This window comes from Bacteroides togonis (genome assembly GCF_900130135.1).
In the GTDB taxonomy this organism is placed as follows: domain Bacteria; phylum Bacteroidota; class Bacteroidia; order Bacteroidales; family Bacteroidaceae; genus Bacteroides; species Bacteroides pullorum.
This window is the reverse complement of record NZ_LT670820.1, coordinates 2,993,255-3,011,131: the sequence shown is the minus strand read 5'-3', so window position 1 is coordinate 3,011,131 and position 17,877 is coordinate 2,993,255. Positions and strand designations below refer to the sequence as shown.

At 51.1% G+C, this 17,877-nt stretch carries 16 protein-coding genes; 13 read left to right on the top strand and 3 right to left on the bottom strand.

The window, feature by feature from the left end; genetic code table 11:
* The first annotated feature begins 202 nt into the window (after positions 1-202).
* Together BQ8005_RS12740 and BQ8005_RS12735 are read left to right on the top strand one after the other, a co-directional pair.
* Positions 203-2,341: a M3 family metallopeptidase gene (locus BQ8005_RS12740; protein ID WP_083610565.1), complete on the top strand. Its 2,139-nt coding sequence runs from the start codon at positions 203-205 to the stop codon at positions 2,339-2,341.
* 40 nt (positions 2,342-2,381) lie between these two features.
* Positions 2,382-3,551, top strand: coding sequence for a DUF418 domain-containing protein (locus BQ8005_RS12735; protein WP_075318321.1), 1,170 nt, complete (start codon positions 2,382-2,384; stop codon positions 3,549-3,551).
* A gap of 123 nt (positions 3,552-3,674) precedes the next feature.
* On the opposite strand, the gene BQ8005_RS12730 is transcribed toward BQ8005_RS12735, so the two are convergent.
* Positions 3,675-5,066 carry a sensor histidine kinase gene (locus BQ8005_RS12730; RefSeq protein WP_075318320.1) on the bottom strand — a complete coding sequence of 464 codons (1,392 nt, stop codon included), beginning with the start codon at positions 5,064-5,066 and terminating at the stop codon, positions 3,675-3,677.
* Positions 5,067-5,148: 82 nt separating this feature from the next.
* Positions 5,149-6,822, bottom strand: a complete 1,674-nt coding sequence (locus tag BQ8005_RS12725) for a nucleoside kinase (protein WP_075318319.1) — start codon at positions 6,820-6,822, stop codon at positions 5,149-5,151.
* An 81-nt stretch (positions 6,823-6,903) separates the two neighbouring features.
* On the opposite strand from BQ8005_RS12725, the gene BQ8005_RS12720 reads away from it, so the two are divergent.
* Positions 6,904-8,601 (top strand): Na/Pi cotransporter family protein, encoded by a 1,698-nt coding sequence (locus BQ8005_RS12720; protein ID WP_075318318.1) that lies wholly within the window; start codon positions 6,904-6,906, stop codon positions 8,599-8,601.
* Between the two features lie 33 nt (positions 8,602-8,634).
* Here BQ8005_RS12720 and rd read toward each other — a convergent pair whose 3' ends face one another.
* On the bottom strand, positions 8,635-8,796 hold the full coding sequence (rd, locus tag BQ8005_RS12715; RefSeq protein ID WP_075318317.1) for a rubredoxin: 162 nt from the start codon (positions 8,794-8,796) through the stop codon (positions 8,635-8,637).
* 181 nt (positions 8,797-8,977) lie between these two features.
* On the opposite strand from rd, the gene BQ8005_RS12710 reads away from it, so the two are divergent.
* The 10 genes from BQ8005_RS12710 to BQ8005_RS12660 all read left to right on the top strand — a co-directional run bounded on the left by BQ8005_RS12710 (position 8,978) and on the right by BQ8005_RS12660 (position 17,859).
* Positions 8,978-11,656, top strand: coding sequence for a calcium-translocating P-type ATPase, PMCA-type (locus tag BQ8005_RS12710; protein WP_075318316.1), 2,679 nt, complete (start codon positions 8,978-8,980; stop codon positions 11,654-11,656).
* Positions 11,657-11,677: 21 nt separating this feature from the next.
* Positions 11,678-12,298, top strand: coding sequence for an HAD family hydrolase (locus tag BQ8005_RS12705; RefSeq protein WP_075319205.1), 621 nt, complete (start codon positions 11,678-11,680; stop codon positions 12,296-12,298).
* A gap of 8 nt (positions 12,299-12,306) precedes the next feature.
* Positions 12,307-13,266: a riboflavin biosynthesis protein RibF gene (gene ribF, locus BQ8005_RS12700; RefSeq protein ID WP_075318315.1), complete on the top strand. Its 960-nt coding sequence runs from the start codon at positions 12,307-12,309 to the stop codon at positions 13,264-13,266.
* A gap of 398 nt (positions 13,267-13,664) precedes the next feature.
* Complete coding sequence (locus tag BQ8005_RS12690) at positions 13,665-14,447, top strand: CPBP family intramembrane glutamic endopeptidase (RefSeq protein WP_075318313.1); 783 nt, start codon at positions 13,665-13,667, stop codon at positions 14,445-14,447.
* Complete coding sequence (locus BQ8005_RS12685; protein WP_075318312.1) at positions 14,444-15,127, top strand: DUF2975 domain-containing protein; 684 nt, start codon at positions 14,444-14,446, stop codon at positions 15,125-15,127. Before BQ8005_RS12690 ends, BQ8005_RS12685 begins: the two co-directional genes overlap by 4 nt.
* 12 nt (positions 15,128-15,139) lie before the next feature.
* On the top strand, positions 15,140-15,607 hold the full coding sequence (locus tag BQ8005_RS12680; RefSeq protein ID WP_075318311.1) for a DUF2975 domain-containing protein: 468 nt from the start codon (positions 15,140-15,142) through the stop codon (positions 15,605-15,607).
* Between the two features lie 14 nt (positions 15,608-15,621).
* Positions 15,622-15,852 carry a hypothetical protein gene (locus tag BQ8005_RS12675; protein ID WP_075318310.1) on the top strand — a complete coding sequence of 77 codons (231 nt, stop codon included), beginning with the start codon at positions 15,622-15,624 and terminating at the stop codon, positions 15,850-15,852.
* 20 nt (positions 15,853-15,872) lie between these two features.
* Entirely contained in the window at positions 15,873-16,319 is a 447-nt protein-coding gene (locus tag BQ8005_RS12670; protein WP_159436253.1) for a hypothetical protein, read from the top strand.
* A gap of 11 nt (positions 16,320-16,330) precedes the next feature.
* Positions 16,331-16,540 carry a helix-turn-helix domain-containing protein gene (locus BQ8005_RS12665; protein ID WP_021848832.1) on the top strand — a complete coding sequence of 70 codons (210 nt, stop codon included), beginning with the start codon at positions 16,331-16,333 and terminating at the stop codon, positions 16,538-16,540.
* Positions 16,541-16,920: 380 nt separating this feature from the next.
* Positions 16,921-17,859, top strand: coding sequence for an AraC family transcriptional regulator (locus BQ8005_RS12660; RefSeq protein WP_021848831.1), 939 nt, complete (start codon positions 16,921-16,923; stop codon positions 17,857-17,859).
* Positions 17,860-17,877: the final 18 nt, after the last annotated feature.

The following is a 17,877-nucleotide window of genomic DNA, read 5'->3' as shown; positions in this document are numbered from 1 at the left end:
ATTTTCAATCGTTTGCACCCCTTCAAGTAAACAAAAATCGCAATTTTCAACCGTTTGCATCCCTGCAAGTGAACAAAAATCGCGATTTTCAACCGTTTGCATCCCTGCAAGTGAACAAAAATCAGTACAACCAGCCTGCCGAAAGGAAGATTGGCAAAAAAATCCTATCTTTGTGCAGCGAAAAACCATCAAATCCAACGATATGAAAACAAACATTTGCAGAAACCTTTGTGCAGCCGCCCTGCTGGGCGCCTCGATGGCTGCCTACGGCCAGGCCGACGCCCCGGGCGCGCGGACAAACCCCTTCCTCACCGAGTACACCACCCCCTACGGCGTGCCGCCCTTCGAACAGATCGAGGTGGCCGACTACCGCGAGGCCTTCCTCAAGGGTATGGAAGAACAGAAACGAGAAATCGACGCCATCGTGCGCCAGCGTTCCGTGCCCGACTTCGACAACACCATCGCCGCCCTCGATCGTAGCGGCGCGCTGCTCCGGCGCGTGTCCCTCGTCTTTGGCGGACAGAACAGCTGCAACACCACGCCCGAGCTGCAGGCCCTGAGCAAGGAGCTCTCGCCCCTGCTCTCGGCGCATAGCGACGACATCTCGCTCAACGCCGCCCTCTTCGCCCGCGTCAAGCAGGTGTACAACAACCGCGAACGCCTCGGCCTGGACAAGGAGCAGACGAAACTGCTCGAGGAGACCTACAAGGACTTTGTGCGCAGCGGCGCCAACCTCAGCGAGGCCGACCAGCAGAAGCTGCGCGAGCTGAACAGCCGCATCGCCCTGCTCCAGCTCACCTTCGGGCAGAACATGCTGCAGGAGACGAACGCCTACAAGCTGATCATCGACAACGAAGCCGACCTCTCCGGCCTGCCCGCCACGCTGGTAGCCTCGGCCGCCGAAACGGCCCGTCAGCAGGGATTGGAGGGCAAGTGGGTGTTTACCCTGCAAAATCCCAGTGTGATGCCCTTCCTGCAATATGCCGACAACCGTGCCCTGCGCGAACAGATTTTCAAGGCCTACACCAACCGCGGCAACAACGGCAATGACGCCGACAACAAGGCCGTGGTGCGCGAGCTGCTGGAGGCCCGCCTGGAGAAGGCCCGCCTGATGGGGTACGAAGACTATGCCTCGCTGGCGCTGGAGACGCGCATGGCCAAGACACCCGACAAGGTGTATGCCCTGCTCGACCAGATTTGGGAACCTGCACTGGCGAAAGCCAAGGAAGAACTGAAGGACATCCAGGCCGAAATCAAAAAGGACGGCAAAAAGTTCAAGGCCGAAGGCTGGGACTGGCGCTACTACTTCGAGAAAGCCAGGAAGGCCAAGTTCGACATCGACGAGAACGAAGTGCGCCCCTATCTGGAGCTGAACCATGTGCGCGAGGGAGCTTTCTATGTGGCTACCCGCCTGTATGGCATCCGTTTCCGTCCGCTCACCTACATGCCGCTGCCCCATCCCGAGGCGCAGGTCTTCGAGTGCATCGACAAGGACGGCAAGACGCTGGGAATCATTTACTTCGACTTCTTCCCCCGTGCCAGCAAGCGCGGCGGAGCCTGGTGTGGCAGCTATCGTCCGCAGGGGTATGACAAGCACGGCAACCGCATCATCCCTGTGGTGACTATCGTCTGCAACTTCACCAAGCCCACCGAAGGCCAGCCCGCCCTGCTCAGTGCCGACGAGGCTTCGACCCTCTTCCACGAATTCGGCCACGGGCTGCACAGCCTCTTCCGCGACGTTCACTATTCGGGTGTCAGCGGCGTGCCCCGCGATTTCGTGGAACTGCCTTCACAGATCAACGAACATTGGGCCTTCGAACCCGAAGTACTGAAATACTATGCCCGCCACTACCAGACGGGCGAGATGATGCCTGCCGAACTGGTGAAGAAGCTGGCCAAGAGCGGCAAGTACGGACAAGGCTTCGCCACGGTGGAATACCTGGCTGCCTCGTACCTCGACATGGACTTCCACACCTTGAAGTCTATTCCCGAGGATATGGACGTGATGGCTTTCGAGGCCAAGACACTGGGCAAGCGCAAGCTGCTGAAGCAGATTCTCTCGCGCTACCGCACCACCTACTTCAACCACACGATGGGTGGCGGCTATACGGCGGGCTACTACAGCTACATCTGGGCCGAGGTGCTGGATTGCGATGCCTACGGTGCCTTTACCGAGAACGGCAACATCTTCAACCCCGAGCTGGCCGACCGCTTCCGCCGCTATATCCTGACGCCCGGCGGCATCGACGACGCCATGGACATGTACAAGAACTACCGTGGGCAGGAGCCCGACGTGAAGTGGCTGCTGATCAACCGTGGCCTGTATCAGCTGGAGAAATGACAGAATGAACGGAAAACAGTCTTTGAACCGATACAAACCGATGGAACAACAGATACAGAGACATGCGCGCGTGGACGTGGCCGACGTGCTGCGCGGACTGGCAGTGATGGGCATCATCCTGCTGCATTCGATTGAACACTTCAACTTCTACTCCTTCCCCGACACGGCGGGGCAGAGTGCCTGGCTGGCCTTCACGGACCGTGCCGTGTGGGACGGCCTCTTCTTCCTGCTGGGCGGCAAGGCGTATGCCGTGTTTGCCCTGCTTTTCGGGTTCAGCTACTTCATTCAGTACGACAACCAGCGTCTGCGCGGGCGTGATTTCCGCCTGCGCTTCTGCTGGCGGCTGGTGCTTCTCTTCCTCATCGGCAACCTGAACGCCTCGTTCTTCACGGCCGAGGTACTGGTGCTCTATTCGTTGGTGGGCTTCATCCTGCCGCTGATATGCCGCCTGCGCGACAAGTGGCTGTTCATCCTGGCCTGCGTATTGCTGGTACAGCCACTGCCGCTCTACTATGTGATCCGTGCTGCCTTCGACCCGACGTTCGTGACACCTGCCTTGCCTACAGGTAACCTGTGGGCCGCTACATTCGAGGCACAAAGCCATGGCACCTTCCTCGACACCCTGCGCGTCAACCTGTGGGAAGGCCAGCTGGCCAGTCTGGCCTGGGCGTGGGACAACGGACGTGTGTTCCAGACGGCAGCCCTCTTTATCTTCGGCTATCTGGTAGGCCGCCGGGGCTTGTTCCTGAAGGAGAATCTGAAATTCTGGAACAAGGTGCTGTGCGGATCGCTCGTCGCCTTCTTCCCGCTCTACGGACTGGGCAACATGCTGCCCGATTTTGTGGAGAACCCCTCGGTACGTACGCCGTTGCTGCTTGTGGTATCCTCTCTTTACAAGTTTGCCTTCATGCTGTTGCTGGTATCGGCCGTTCTCAACGGTTATTACCGTACTCGTCTGAAGGAGCGGCTGGATTACCTCATCCCCTATGGCCGTATGAGCCTGACCAACTACATCACGCAGAGCATCATCGGTTCCATGCTGTTCTACAACTGGGGCTTCGGCCTGCACGACAAGTTGGGCATTACGACCAGCGTCCTGGTCGGCGCACTGATCTTCATCGTCCAGCTGGCCTTCTGCCGCTGGTGGATGCGCCGCCACAGCCACGGTCCGATGGAGTACTTGTGGAAGCGAGCTACCTGGCTGAAATAGCCGATCGGGGTCACGTCCGGACATAAAACGAGGCACAGACTACGCGGAACGATAGGTCGGTGGGCTTTTCCCGCCGCGAAATTCCGTATAGTCCGTGCCTCGTTTTTTTTAGTCGCTATGCACTCACGCGTGCAACTCCAGAATGAATCGTGCACCCTTCGTGTAGCCTTCGTCCAGCGTCAAGCTGCCGTTCATGCGGATGGCCATCAGGGAACAGATAGGTAAACCCAGTCCGTCGCCCTGCGTCAGGTCCTTGATTTCGCTAAAGGGCTTGAAGAGTTTGGCGCGTTGCTCTTCGGAAATGCCGCAGCCGGTGTCCGTCACGATGAACTGGTGGGTGTGTGCGCCGCGTTTCTTGAAGTCGAGCGTCACCTTGCCGCCGTCGGGCGTGTAGCGAACAGCGTTCTCCAGCAGGTGCAGCAGGATGTATTCCAACTGTTCAGGACAAATCTTGACGTTCAGTTTCGGAGCGTTGACCGACAAGGCGAGGTCTTTCTGGTTCGCCTTCTGTATTTTCTCCATCAGCCCCTCGCAGAAGGTGCTCACGTTCTTTTCCTCGGCCTCGTAGGGCTCGGACAGCGACTGCTCCAGGTCGGAAAGTTCCTGAATGTGCTGCGCAAAGCCTCTCAGGGCCTGTACACCCGGCTGGCGGTCGTCCAGCGTGGCCAACGTAGGTTCCATCTGCGCCGAGATGTTCTGGATGAACTGCGTCTTCAGCTCGTTGTGCTCGTTGGCCAGTGCGATTGCTTTCTTCTGCTTGCGGCTCAGCACAAAAAAGCGCAACAGGATGACAGCCACACCAACCAGAGCTGCTGCCAGAATGATGGACAGAATGCCAAGGCTGACAATGAAGTACTGTTTGGCAGAGAGCGAGCTATCTTTTTCCTCGATAGTCTGGAGGCTCGTGTCGTATTGCTGCTTCAGCGTGTCGTATTTGCTTTGAGCTTCGGCGGCCTGTTGACGATTGCTTTCCTCAATCAGCTGGCGGATGGTGGCGTCCCCCTTATCGTTCTGCCGCAGGGTGTAGAAATAGGCGGCCTGCGTGTAGAGCAGGTCGGTTTTCAGTGAGTCACTGTCTGCTTTCTTGGACACGTCTTCCAGCTGGTCGAGCTGCGTCTTGGCATTGCCGGTCTTACCCATGTTCAGGTACATGCGCATCCGCTCCTTAATGATGGGATAGCGCAGGGCGGGCATCTGCTTTCCGCTTTTCTTCTCACCCTCGCTTACCATCTGGTCAGCTCGGGTCAGCACTTCGAAAGCTTCCTTATAGTAGTTCTCCCGATGATAGAGAGCACAAGCATTGACTCCACACACAACAGCCTGCGCATAATCGCCCTCTGCCACAAAAGCATTATAAGCTTGCAGAAACAGATAACGCGCTGTGATGTACGAATGCTTGTCCAGATTTTCCTGTGCCTGCTTCATCAGGTCAGCGGCACTGTTTTGGTTTTGTGCACGGCTGTGACCGCATAAACAGAAAGCAGCCACAAGCCCAATCAGAAGTATCTTTTTCATACAAATGTTGTTTTGTTGTGTGCAAAGGTAAGCAAAATCTGATATTTTGTATAAAAAGGATAAAAAGATATTGTCACCTCCATCAATATTTGAAACTGCTTCCGCCAAGGAACTCACGCAGGAGCGACGTAGGAGGTATTTCCTTATCCTGCACAGGAGTAAAGTATTTGATAAACTTCAACAGACGGTAGGCCTCGGAATATTCAGAGCAGTTGCGTGGCACGCTGTTCAGTATCGGTTCGGCATGACAGCGCAGCACGGCCAGTTCGAAGAGCAGAGCCGAATTGAACATCACGTCCGCGTTCTCCTGGTAGGGAAAAATCCATTTATCCTCTCCAGCACGTACGCTGGGCCAGCGGGAGATCGTTTCCTGAGCCGAATAACCACGGTAGTTGTAGTCGCGGATGATGCGGCGTATCAGGCGGTTGTCCGTCGTGGGTATCCAGTTATGGTCGTCCAGCGAAATGGTAGTCAGAGCCGATACATAAATCTTATACTTGTTCTCATTGGGAATCTGAGGTGTCAATTCGGGGTTCAAAGCATGGATACCTTCCAAAATAAGGATGGTATGCTCGTCGATCCGCAGTTTGTCACCTTTGAATTCTTTCTTGCCGGTCGTGAAGTTGAAACGGGGCAACTCCACTTCTTCACCACGCAGCAGGGCCTGAAGCTGTTCGTTGAACAGTTTGAGATCGAGCGCATAAAGCGATTCATAGTCGTAGTTGCCTTTCTCGTCGAACGGCGTCTGTTCGCGATCCACGAAGTAGTTATCCAACGAAATGGGATAGGGATGAAGTCCGTTGGTCATCAGCTGCACACTGAGGCGTTTGCTGAAGGTTGTTTTGCCCGAAGACGAAGGACCGGATATCAGTACCAGCTGTGCACGCGTGCCGTTTTGCGTCCGCAGAAAAATGTCATCAGCTATTTGTGCTATCTTTTTTTCCTGCAAGGCTTCAGCCACATTGATAAGATCTGTAGCATGCCCATCCAGACAAGCCTGGTTAAAATCTCCTACGTTGCTCAAGCCCATGATATGATTCCAACGTAAATGTTCTTTGAATACGTCAAGCATTTTTTCCTGTTTCACGACTTCTTCCAGCACGTTGGGATTTTCCTTGTTGGGAATACGCAGCAACAGACCGTCATAGTATTTCACAATGTCGAACAACTTGATAAATCCCGTGCTGGGAAGCAGATTGCCGTAATAGTAGTCTACCGTATCTCCCAATGTGTAATAATAGGTATAGAGCGATCCCGATGTTTCCAACAGTTTCACCTTATCGTCCATCCCCCGTTCACTGAATACACGGACAGCTTCGCTGGTGTGGCACTCGATACGGTGGAAAGGAATATCTTCGGCAATAATCTCCTGCATTCGCTTTTTAATCGCCTGAACGTCTTCCAGTTCGATGGGACGCCCGATACGCAGGTTGCAGAAATACCCCTTGGATACAGGATGTTCCACGTAAAGCTTACCCTCGGGGAAGAGTTCACTGACCGTCTTATAAAGAATAAAACAGAGTGACCGAACATAGGTACGCATGCCCGACGGATCGCGTACATCGAGAAACTCGACATCCTTGTTGTTGTACACCCGAAAGTTAAGTCCTTCGGAGCGGTTGTTAACCTTTGCACTGACCACCTGATAGGGAAAATTAAGATTAAGTCCGGAATAAATATCCAAAAGTGAGCTTCCGATAGGGAATTCTTTATAAATATTATTATTTTTGCAACAGATTTGTAACATGTGTTTCATAAGTCTTCTTTTTGGAGTTTGACAGCACTAAAGATAAGCTTAATAACAGATGGAGCAAAGAAACCCCTTAAATAATTAAAGATGGAGTATTCTTTTTATGATTTTTTAAAGTTGCTCGGTTCCTTGGCTTTATTCCTTTATGGAATGAAGATCATGAGTGAAGGCCTTCAGAAGTTTGCCGGCGACCGGCTCAGGAAAATCCTGACAGCAATGACTACCAATCGGGTGACCGGTGTACTGACCGGCGTGTTGATCACAGCCCTGGTACAATCTTCTTCCGCTACCACTGTCATGGTGGTTAGTTTCGTTAACGCAGGTCTACTGACTCTTTCCCAATCCATCGGCGTCATTATGGGTGCCAATATCGGTACCACGGTTACGGCTTGGATTATTTCAGCTTTGGGCTTCAAGGTCGACATCGCTGCCTTCGCCCTCCCTCTGTTAGCCTTTGGCATTCCTCTCCTCTTCTCTCAAAAAAGCAACCGCAAGTCTGTCGGTGAATTCATTTTCGGTTTCTCCTTCCTGTTCATGGGGCTCTCCTACTTGAAAAACAATGCCCCAGACTTGAGCCAAAATCCTGATATGCTGGCTTTCGTACAGAACTATACGGATATGGGCTTCCTTTCCATCCTGCTGTTCGTATTCATCGGTACCATCCTGACAATGGTAGTCCAAGCCTCAGCTGCTACCATGGCTATTACGCTGATTATGTGTGCCAACGGTTGGATCAGTTTTGAATTGGGTGCCGCATTGGTACTGGGCGAAAATATTGGTACAACGATTACAGCCAATCTGGCGGCACTTACGGGTAATACACAAGCCAAGCGGGCTGCGCTGGCTCACTTGGCATTCAATGTGTTTGGCGTTATCTGGGTACTCGTTCTTTTCGTTCCTTTCACAGAGGCCGTTTCCTGGTTTGTCGAGAACGTGATGGGATCGACTGACCCTGCGGTAGCGGTTTCCTTCAAGCTGTCAGCTTTCCATACAGCCTTTAATATCTGCAACGTACTGATTCTGATTTGGTTCGTTCCCTTTATCGAACGTACCGTCTGTGCTATTATTCCGTCTAAGGAGCAGGACGAAGAATATCGCTTGCGCTTCATTTCGGGCGGTATGCTTTCTACTGCAGAGCTTTCTATATTGCAGGCAAACAAAGAAATCCATCTCTTTGCAGAGCGTACACATCGCATGTTCGGCATGGTGCGCGACCTGCTGCATACGGAAAAAGACGATGATTTTAATCGTGTCTTCAGCCGGGTAGAGAAATATGAAAACATCAGCGACAGCATGGAGCTAGAGATTGCCAACTACCTGAATCAAGTATCCGAAGGCCGTTTGAGCTCAGAAAGTAAACTGCAGATACGGGGTATGCTTCGCGAAGTAACCGAAATAGAGAGTATTGGAGACAGCTGCTATAATTTGGCGCGCACGATCAGCCGCAAACGGCAAGCCAATGAAGACTTTAATGAAAAGCAGTACGACCATATCCACTGTATGATGAAGCTGGCCGACGAGGCACTTTCGCAAATGATTGCAGTGGTAGAACGTACCGAACATCACCCGGTAGATGTGAACAAGTCCTACAACCTGGAAAACGAAATCAACAATTATCGTAACCAATTGAAAAACCAGAACATCATCGATGTGAACAACAAAGAATACAGCTATCAGATGGGCGTCTATTACATGGACATCATTGCCGAGTGCGAGAAACTGGGCGACTACGTGGTGAATGTGGTGGAAGCCAGCTGTGACATCAAAGAAAAGAAGGCTTCGTAATCACGAAGCCTTCTTCCTTTTTATTTTCTCTATTTAATGAGTCTTTTCAAAGTCTTCTTTGCCTACTCCACAGAGAGGACATACCCAGTCATCGGGCAAGTCTTCAAAAGAAGTACCTGGCGCAATGCCATTTTCAGGGTCACCCAATTCGGGATCGTAGATGTATTCACATACGGTGCAGATGTATTTGTCCATACTTTCTTTTGTTTTTGTTTTTAATAATCTTGTTTCTTCATCTCTGCATAATAAACGCAAATTGGCGTTTGATTGTTCGGGTATATATGTATTCATCTTTCCTAAAAAGAATTAATAATGTTAACCGTCTGAATTATTGTTGTATTTTTGTGCTCGGTTAATTAAAACATGAACAATCTGCATGAGCACAATGAAAGAAAATACCAATCATTTCGGATTGACCGACGAAGAGGTACGCCGCAGCCGTGCCGAACATGGTGTAAACCTGTTGACACCTCCCAAACGCCCCTCTCTGTTCAAGCTCTATTTGGAGAAATTTCAAGACCCTGTTGTAAAAGTACTGCTTGTAGCCGCTTTGTTTTCGCTGATCATTTCGATTGTCGAGAACGAATACGCTGAGACTATCGGCATTATCGCCGCTATCCTGCTGGCTACAGGCATCGGCTTCTTCTTTGAGTACGATGCCAACAAGAAGTTCGACCTACTGAACGCCGTCAACGAAGAGACACTGGTCAAGGTGATCCGTAACGGACACGTACAGGAAGTACCCCGCAAGGATGTGGTGGTGGGCGATGTCGTCATTCTGGAAACGGGCGAGGAAATGCCTGCCGACGGTACGTTGCTCGAGGCTGTTTCGTTGCAGGTAAATGAGTCTAATCTGACCGGCGAACCGGTGGTTTCCAAAACGACCGTCGAAGCTGACTTTGACGAAGAGGCCACGTATGCCTCCAACCGTGTGTTGCGTGGTACGACCGTAGTCGATGGGCATGGCATGATGCGTGTTGAGGCCGTAGGCGATGCGACCGAAATCGGTAAGGTGGCCCGTCAGAGTACGGAGCAAACCACTGAACCTACCCCATTGAATATCCAGCTCACCAAGTTAGCCAATCTGATAGGTAAGATCGGCTTTACCGCTGCCGGGCTGGCGTTTGCTATCTTTTTTGTGAAGGATGTTATCCTCTTCTACGATTTCTCTTCCTTCCATACTTTTGCCGACTGGCTGCCCGCCCTGCAGGCTACACTGAAATACTTCATGATGGCCGTCACACTGATTGTAGTAGCCGTACCCGAAGGCTTGCCGATGAGTGTCACCCTAAGCCTGGCGCTGAACATGCGCCGCATGCTCTCCACCAACAACCTGGTACGCAAGATGCATGCCTGCGAAACGATGGGTGCCATCACCGTTATCTGTACCGACAAGACAGGTACACTGACACAGAACCAGATGCAAGTGTACGAACCCAGCTTCTACGGTCTGAAGAACCGTGGCGAACTGGCCGATGACGAATTGAGCCACGTGGTGAAAGAAGGTATCAGTGCCAACTCCACCGCCTTCCTCGAAGAAGCTACGGCAGACGGAAAGGTAAAGGGTGTAGGCAATCCCACCGAAGTAGCACTGCTCCTGTGGCTCAACAAACAGGGACAGGACTACTTGAAACTGCGTGAAGCGGCACAGGTGGTAGACCAGCTGACTTTCTCGACGGAACGTAAGTACATGGCTACGCTGGTACATTCACCTTTATTGAATAAGAAAGTGCTCTACGTAAAGGGGGCTCCTGAAATAGTTTTGGGCAAGTGTAAGGACGTGGTGCTGGACGGCAAGCGTATAGATGCCGCTCCCTACCGCTCTACTGTCGAAGCCCAGCTGCTGGGCTATCAGAACATGGCGATGCGCACCTTGGGCTTCGCTTATAAACTGGTTGCCGACGATGATACACGCGATTGTGCTTCCCTGGTAGCGGATAGTGATCTCTCATTTGTGGGCGTGGTAGCCATCAGCGACCCCATCCGTCCCGATGTACCTGCTGCCGTACAGAAGTGCCAGTCGGCCGGTATCGGTGTGAAGATTGTGACAGGCGACACGCCGGGCACTGCTACCGAGATTGCCCGCCAGATAGGTCTGTGGAAGCCTGAAGACACCGAACGCAACCGCATCACCGGTGCCGACTTCGCCGCCCTGACTGATGAAGAAGCTCTCGACCGTGTGATGGACCTGAAGATTATGTCGCGCGCACGTCCTACGGACAAGCAACGCCTCGTGCAACTGCTCCAACAAAAAGGAGCTGTAGTAGCCGTAACAGGCGACGGTACGAACGATGCGCCCGCCTTAAACCACGCCCAGGTGGGACTTTCTATGGGTACAGGTACCTCCGTGGCCAAGGAAGCCAGTGACATTACCCTGCTCGACGATTCGTTCAACAGCATCGGCACTGCCGTCATGTGGGGACGTTCGCTCTACAAGAACATCCAGCGCTTCATCGTCTTCCAGCTCACCATCAACTTCGTAGCCCTGTTCATCGTGCTGCTGGGTTCGCTAGTAGGTACCGACCTGCCGCTCACCGTGACGCAGATGCTGTGGGTAAACCTCATCATGGATACCTTTGCCGCCCTGGCGCTGGCTTCCATCCCGCCCAGCGAGAGCGTGATGAAGGAGAAGCCCCGCAAGCCGACCGATTTCATCATTACCAAGCCCATGCAGGTGATGATATTCGGCGTAGGTCTGCTCTTTGCCTGCATCCTGATGGGCATGCTGCTTTACTTTGAGCAGGAAAGCATGACGGTGCGCGAACTGACCATTTTCTTCACCTTCTTTGTGATGCTCCAGTTCTGGAACCTCTTCAATGCCCGCGTGTTCGGCACGACCGATTCCGCTTTCAAGGGCATTTCGAAATCCTATGGTATGGAGTTCATCGTATTGGCTATTCTGGTGGGGCAGTTCCTCATCGTACAGTTCGGTGGTGCCGTATTCCGCACCGTGCCACTCGACGGACAGACATGGCTGCTGATTATCGCCTCCTCGTCGCTGGTACTATGGGTAGGCGAAGGGATACGTTGGGTTCAGCGTTTGCGGAAGAAATAAAGAACAATTAATCTGGGAATGATGGATTTGCAAGGAATAGATACGCTTATTATAGACTTTGGCGGGGTACTGATAGATCTCGACCGCCAACGTTGCATCGACCGTTTCAATGAATTGGGCATTACAAACGTACAGGCGATGCTCGACGTCTGCCACCAGCAGGGCTTCTTCCTGCTTCACGAAAAGGGGCTGATTAACGATGCAGAGTTCCGCGACGAAATCAGAAAGATGGCGGGCGTTTCTGTAACGGATGCCCAAATAGACGAAGCCTGGAACAGCTTCCTGGTAGGCATTCCCTCCTACAAGCTCGACCTGCTGCTGGAGCTCCGCCGCCGTTACAGACTCTACTTGCTGAGCAATACCAACGACATCCACTGGCAGTGGTTACTCCGCCATGTCTTCTCCTATAATGGCCACCGAGTAGAAGATTTCTTCGACCGCATCTTCCTCTCCTACGAGATGAAACTTGCCAAGCCTGATATCGCCATCTTCCGACAAGTATTGGCAGAGACAGGAGCCGATCCGTCCCGTTCGCTGTTCCTCGACGATGCCGAGGGCAACTGCCGTGCAGCCGAAACGCTGGGCATACGCACCTATATGCCGAAGGCGCACGAAGACTGGAGTCATTTGTTCAAAAGCTGAAAAAGACCGTGCAGCAGATATCCGATATTCCAGTAAATCAAATACGCCCCAGTGTGGCCACCATTGGCTTCTTCGACGGTGTGCATCGAGGTCACCGTTTTCTGCTCAACCAAATACAGACTGCAGCAGTTGAACAGGGAATGGCTTCGACGGTCATCACCTTCCCCGTCCATCCACGTTGTGTGATGCAGCCCGACTTCCGCGCCGAACTGCTGACTACCTGCGATGAAAAGCTGGCATTACTTGATGAGTCAGGACTGGATTATTGCCTGCTGCTCGACTTCACACCCGAACTGGCTGCACTTTCTGCCCGACAGTTTATGGAACTTTTAATACGCCGCTACAATATTCGTACACTCTTCATCGGCTACGACCACCGTTTCGGTCACGATCGCCGTGAAGGTTTCGACGACTACGTACGCTACGGCCGCGAACTGGGCATCAAAGTCCTGCCCGGCAAAGCCTGCCTTCCTTCATCACTGGGTATTTCGGGAGAAACCGGTGAAGACTTGCGTATCGGCTCGTCCAGCATCCGCCGCCTGCTCCATGAGGGTGATGTGGTCCGTGCTGCCGATTACTTAGGCTACCGTTACTTCCTGAACGGCACGGTGGTGAGCGGTTTCCAAGTAGGTCATAAACTGGGTTATCCCACAGCCAATCTTGATGTGGACGATCCTTGCAAACTCATTCCTGCTCGTGGCGTCTATGCGGTTCGGGTGGACGTGGATAATCATACTTACGGTGGCATGCTGAACATCGGCTGCCGTCCCACGCTGGAGAATGGTACCAACCGCACCATCGAGGTGCATATCTTCGACTTCGATGCCGATATCTACCATCATCCCCTGCGTCTCACCTTCGTGCAGCACATCCGTCCCGAACGCAAGTTCGACTCGCTCGACTCACTGGCCGCACAGCTTCACCGCGATGCCGCCGAGGCCCGTGCCTTGCTTTCCCTTTCCCGTTGACGTTTCAAAGAGTGTTTTGTGGCGTTGTCACACGGTGCTTTGTGAGGGTCTGACACAGTGCTTCGTCAGGTCGTCATGCAGTGCTTCCTGAGGATGTCACGCAGTGCTTCATTGCACCCTCATACAGTGCTTCGTCAGAGTGACAGAATTTGGATTTATCGTTTTTCGATAAATTTTTATCGTTTTATTTGGTAGTATCAGAAAAACATTCTTTCTTTGTATATCGAAAAACGATAAATATTCATTGAAAAACAGAAATAATATCATTAAAAAGGTTTGAGTTATGAAAACAGTTAGCATGTGCATTACGGTGTTGGTCATGTTGTTCACCATTTTGGTAGCGTTCGTCAGCGGGCTGATAGCCGGCATTTAATCATAGTATAGAAAAGGAAAACGCCATGAAGACGGTTATCAAGTTAATATTGATTTATTATCTGTTACAGATATTTGGCTCGTTGGTAGCTGCACCGTGTGTGATGGTTTATGAGTTTGCCACGACGGGCACGCTCGATGTCACTGCTGCATCGACAGAAGTAATAATTCCTGCCATGCTGTTGAGCTTTGTGTTTATTGCCATCTATTTGTGGAAAAACGGTTATCTGGTCGATGACGGTCGGATATACGCTTTCACTCCCTACTCCCAATTAGGCTGGGGACTGCTGGCTGGCGTATCGGGCATTTGCCTGACAGACGCACTGATGTCGCAACTGACGTTTCTGCCCGATCTGATGAAGCAGACATTTGATACGCTACAGTCCGGCTGGGTTGGTATTCTCTGCATCGCGTTGATAGGACCTGTGCTGGAAGAATTCGTATTCCGCAGAGCCGTCATGAAAGCGTTGTTGCAGAAATATTCTCCTGCCGTATCCATCCTTATTTCAGGTCTGCTGTTCGGTGTGGTTCATCTCAACCCTGCACAGATTGTCAGCGCCTCGCTCATGGGGTTCCTGCTGGCGTGGATTTACTGGCATACACGGAGTCTGATTCCCTGCATCCTCATTCACGTATTGAACAACAGCCTTTCCGTCTATCTGAGTTTGAATTATCCGGAAGTGGAAACAACCGCCGAATTATTGGGTAATTCCGTATTGATTGGCGAAGCGGTATTGGCGCTTGCCCTGTTCCTTCTTTCCGTAAAAAAACTGAGTGTTACGAAACATACAACAAACATAGAAGCATGAAAAGAAGATTGAACATACTCTGTGCCATCGTCCTCCTAGTGATGGGCTGGTCGGTGGGCGTATCGGTCTATTACATGGGGCTGGGCATGACAAAGGGTGTCCAGATGGGGATGGACGCTGCGCGAGAGAAGCTGGAAGGCGGAAACAGCGCCCAGTTGGAGCGGGTAAGCAACCTGCGAACGGTCTCCGTGCTTCCCAAGTTTCTGGATGAATGGAAAGGAGACCTGTTCACCGACTCGGTACGCAACGAGAAGACGGGCCGCTACGTCCCGATGGCTTATACCAACCTGATGGTCAGCGTGCCGGTTGAGACGCCTGCCTGGCAGAAGGTGGCATCCACGCTGATGGGCCTCCTGGTGCTGGTAGCGAACGTCTGGGCACTGGTACTGTTCATCCGTCTGGTGGTGTCGGTCAACCGTTCGGACATCTTCAACTGGCGAAACGTCCGTCGCTTGCGCCGCTTGGGCGTGCTGCTGATTGTGGGCTTTGTCTGCGTACTGTTGCCCGAATATCTGTCGCTTTGCAGCCTGCGTGAGGTCTTTGCGCTGAAGTCTTATGACCTGATACTCTCCGATTCGGTCAAGGTCACGAATCTGCTGCTGGGACTGATTGCCCTCATCGTGGCGGAAGTCTTTGCCATCGGGCTGAAGATGAAGGAGGAGCAAGATTTAACGATATAAGAAGATAGGAATATGAAAAATATATTTGGAAAGAAAACTTCGAAAGAAGAACTGGAGTTTGTGATGTATTGCTTGATAATAATGTGTGTCAGCTGTCTGCTTTTCGTCTTTTTCCGTAATCTGGACTTATGTTATGATTTGGGGAAGGACGATACCGACGGCCTGATTGTAAAGCTGCTGCCCGAAAATGTAACGTTGTTGGCAATGGCTGTATGCAGTGTACTCATTTATCTGATGCTGCGCAACGTACAGAAGGGATTGGTCTTTACCAAACAGAATTCAGACTTGATTATGACTATTGGGGTCGTGCTGGAATGCAACGGCATCTTGCAGATGATATTCAATGCCTTTTTGTCCGATGCGAAGGCTGGGAATACCATTCCGATGATTTATCTGTTGTTGGGTGTATTCTTCCTTTTCATCGCCTGCCTGTTCAAGGTCGGCATACGGATGAAGGAAGAACAGGATTTGACTATTTAAAGTAGAAGGTACACATGAGTCGTAGTATTTTTCATACAGACCGCAAATGGGTGGCAGGTATCTGCTACGTCGGTTTTCTGCTGTTGACGTTGATGGTGGCTTCGTTCGTATTTTTTCTGGTAATGAACCTGTGGGTAGATAAAGATGCCAGGTTTATCCGTATATACGGAGGGGTGGTTTGGATTTATGGTTGGTCGTATCTGTATCATCGCTGGGTGAAGCGTTGCACCACGTGGTTGGCATGATAAAAAGGAGGACTACAGTTATGAAGAGATTAAAGAGTTGGTATCAACGTTATAAGGGTATGGGCACCCTGTTTTGGGTAGTATGTATCGTGTTGTTTGCAATCGTCTTATTACTATCGGAGATAATTGACCTGATACAGGCAGAGGGTGAAGAACGGCTGCAGGGTTGGGCGTATGTCTGCAACCTGCTGGCTCTGGTGGTGCTTTGTGTAAACATCCTGAGACTGGATTGCCGCAATCTGTTGAGCCATAAGACAGCCGATTCGTTGGATTTCAGCGGTTATTTTATCATTCTGATGATGCTGATACGCAATTGGATTGTAGACGGGAGTGATGCCTTGAGCGACAGTTGGAACTATTCGTTGGATTGGATAACCATCCTGCTGTTCGGTTTCCTGTTGCAGTTTGTCGGCAAGATCGTCCGCCGTGCGGTGAAGCTGAAAGAAGAACAGGACTTAACCATTTAATCCCCTTGCCTATGCCGATTGTAGTGAATTTGGATATTATGATGGCCCGCCGGAAAATCACGCTAGGCGAGCTGGCGGAAAAAATCGACATCACTCCCGCCAACCTTTCCATCCTGAAGACGGGCAAGGCGAAGGCCATCCGCTTCTCCACCCTCGAAGCCATCTGCAAGGTGCTCGACTGCCAGCCGGGGGATTTGTTGGAGTATAGGGAAGAGGAATAGACGATAAAAACGCCGTCTTAAAGTAGGTGTTTACGCAGCTAAAATAGATGTTTATGAGGCCAAAGTGGGTGTTTACGGAGTTAAAGTAGATGTCTGCGAAACGAAGCTAAGCCTTGTTTCATACAACGTAAAAGGTCGTTCTACACCTTTGAAAGTTTCATTCCAATAGAATGCCTTCACGCTTTCACAGGCTTGCAAGTATTTGTTATTCAACGACTTTTTGTGAAAGCAAATGCTTCACTCCAGCATTCACCTTTCATATTCCTCTGATGGAACGGCTTCTTAAAACTATCTAAAGGATAAAACAACAAAGTTCCGCTTTTGGCATTTAGCGGAAAAAGACTAACTTTGTGTCATGCTTACCTCGAAAAACACCTGTTATGACTAAGAATTTTGATGATTTGGGAGTGGAATTCAAGTATCTGATCGTAAACGACATGGACCGTAAATTCGGCCTGTGGGTCAACACGGTCGGTTTCCAGCCTATCCCACCCGGCTCTCCCTACCCGCTGAAAGATCATCCTTCGGGTTATTTCTTCAATGCACAAAAAGGACGCATCCTGCATGAATACCAAATAGTCTATATAACAAAAGGACGCGGCCTGTTCAGTTCGGAAACGACTCGCGAACGACAGGTGTGCAAAGGAAGAATGATGTTTCTGCTACCCGGTCAATGGCATACGTATCACCCATACATGCAGACCGGATGGAACGAATACTACATCGGGTTCGAAGGCCCGGTAGTGGACAACCTGATGAGAGCCGGATTCTTCACACCAGAAAACCAGATTTTGGAAGTCGGGCTCAACGAGGAACTGGTATCACTCTTCTCACAAGCATTGGAAATAGCCGAAAGCGACCGTACCTCGGCACAACAACATCTGGGCGGCGTAGTACTGCACATGCTCGGCATGATACTCTCCATCTCGAAAAACAAAATCTACGAAATGGGAGATGTAGACCAGAAAATAGAGCAGGCCAAAATCATTATGAACGAAAATATCTTCAAGGACATAGATCCTGAAGAGCTGGCCATGAAACTGAATATCAGCTATTCATGGTTTCGAAAGGTGTTCAAAGACTATACCGGTTATGCCCCAGCCAAGTATTTCCAGGAACTGAAGCTCAGAAAGGCCAAACAATTATTGGTAGGCACGTCCCGCTCTGTAAAGGAAATCTCTTTCCTGCTGGGCTATAAGTCTACTGAACACTTTTTCTCCCTGTTCAAGAAGCATACAGGCTTTACCCCAATGGAATATCGATCGTTCGGACGAGAGACTGATACAGAGGAAGAGACAGAAGAAATGGAGGAGCAGTAAATCTACTGCTCCACTCAT

Bases quoted from the DNA above. Each gene is read 5' to 3' on its own strand.
- BQ8005_RS12740 (WP_083610565.1), top strand. From the start codon at position 203: ATGAAAACAAACATTTGCAGAAACCTTTGTGCAGCCGCCCTGCTGGGC.
- BQ8005_RS12735 (WP_075318321.1), top strand. From the start codon at position 2,382: ATGGAACAACAGATACAGAGACATGCGCGCGTGGACGTGGCCGACGTG.
- BQ8005_RS12730 (WP_075318320.1), bottom strand. From the start codon at position 5,066: ATGAAAAAGATACTTCTGATTGGGCTTGTGGCTGCTTTCTGTTTATGC.
- BQ8005_RS12725 (WP_075318319.1), bottom strand. From the start codon at position 6,822: ATGAAACACATGTTACAAATCTGTTGCAAAAATAATAATATTTATAAA.
- BQ8005_RS12720 (WP_075318318.1), top strand. From the start codon at position 6,904: ATGGAGTATTCTTTTTATGATTTTTTAAAGTTGCTCGGTTCCTTGGCT.
- rd (WP_075318317.1), bottom strand. From the start codon at position 8,796: ATGGACAAATACATCTGCACCGTATGTGAATACATCTACGATCCCGAA.
- BQ8005_RS12710 (WP_075318316.1), top strand. From the start codon at position 8,978: ATGAGCACAATGAAAGAAAATACCAATCATTTCGGATTGACCGACGAA.
- BQ8005_RS12705 (WP_075319205.1), top strand. From the start codon at position 11,678: ATGGATTTGCAAGGAATAGATACGCTTATTATAGACTTTGGCGGGGTA.
- BQ8005_RS12690 (WP_075318313.1), top strand. From the start codon at position 13,665: ATGAAGACGGTTATCAAGTTAATATTGATTTATTATCTGTTACAGATA.
- BQ8005_RS12685 (WP_075318312.1), top strand. From the start codon at position 14,444: ATGAAAAGAAGATTGAACATACTCTGTGCCATCGTCCTCCTAGTGATG.
- BQ8005_RS12680 (WP_075318311.1), top strand. From the start codon at position 15,140: ATGAAAAATATATTTGGAAAGAAAACTTCGAAAGAAGAACTGGAGTTT.
- BQ8005_RS12675 (WP_075318310.1), top strand. From the start codon at position 15,622: ATGAGTCGTAGTATTTTTCATACAGACCGCAAATGGGTGGCAGGTATC.
- BQ8005_RS12670 (WP_159436253.1), top strand. From the start codon at position 15,873: ATGAAGAGATTAAAGAGTTGGTATCAACGTTATAAGGGTATGGGCACC.
- BQ8005_RS12665 (WP_021848832.1), top strand. From the start codon at position 16,331: ATGCCGATTGTAGTGAATTTGGATATTATGATGGCCCGCCGGAAAATC.
- BQ8005_RS12660 (WP_021848831.1), top strand. From the start codon at position 16,921: ATGACTAAGAATTTTGATGATTTGGGAGTGGAATTCAAGTATCTGATC.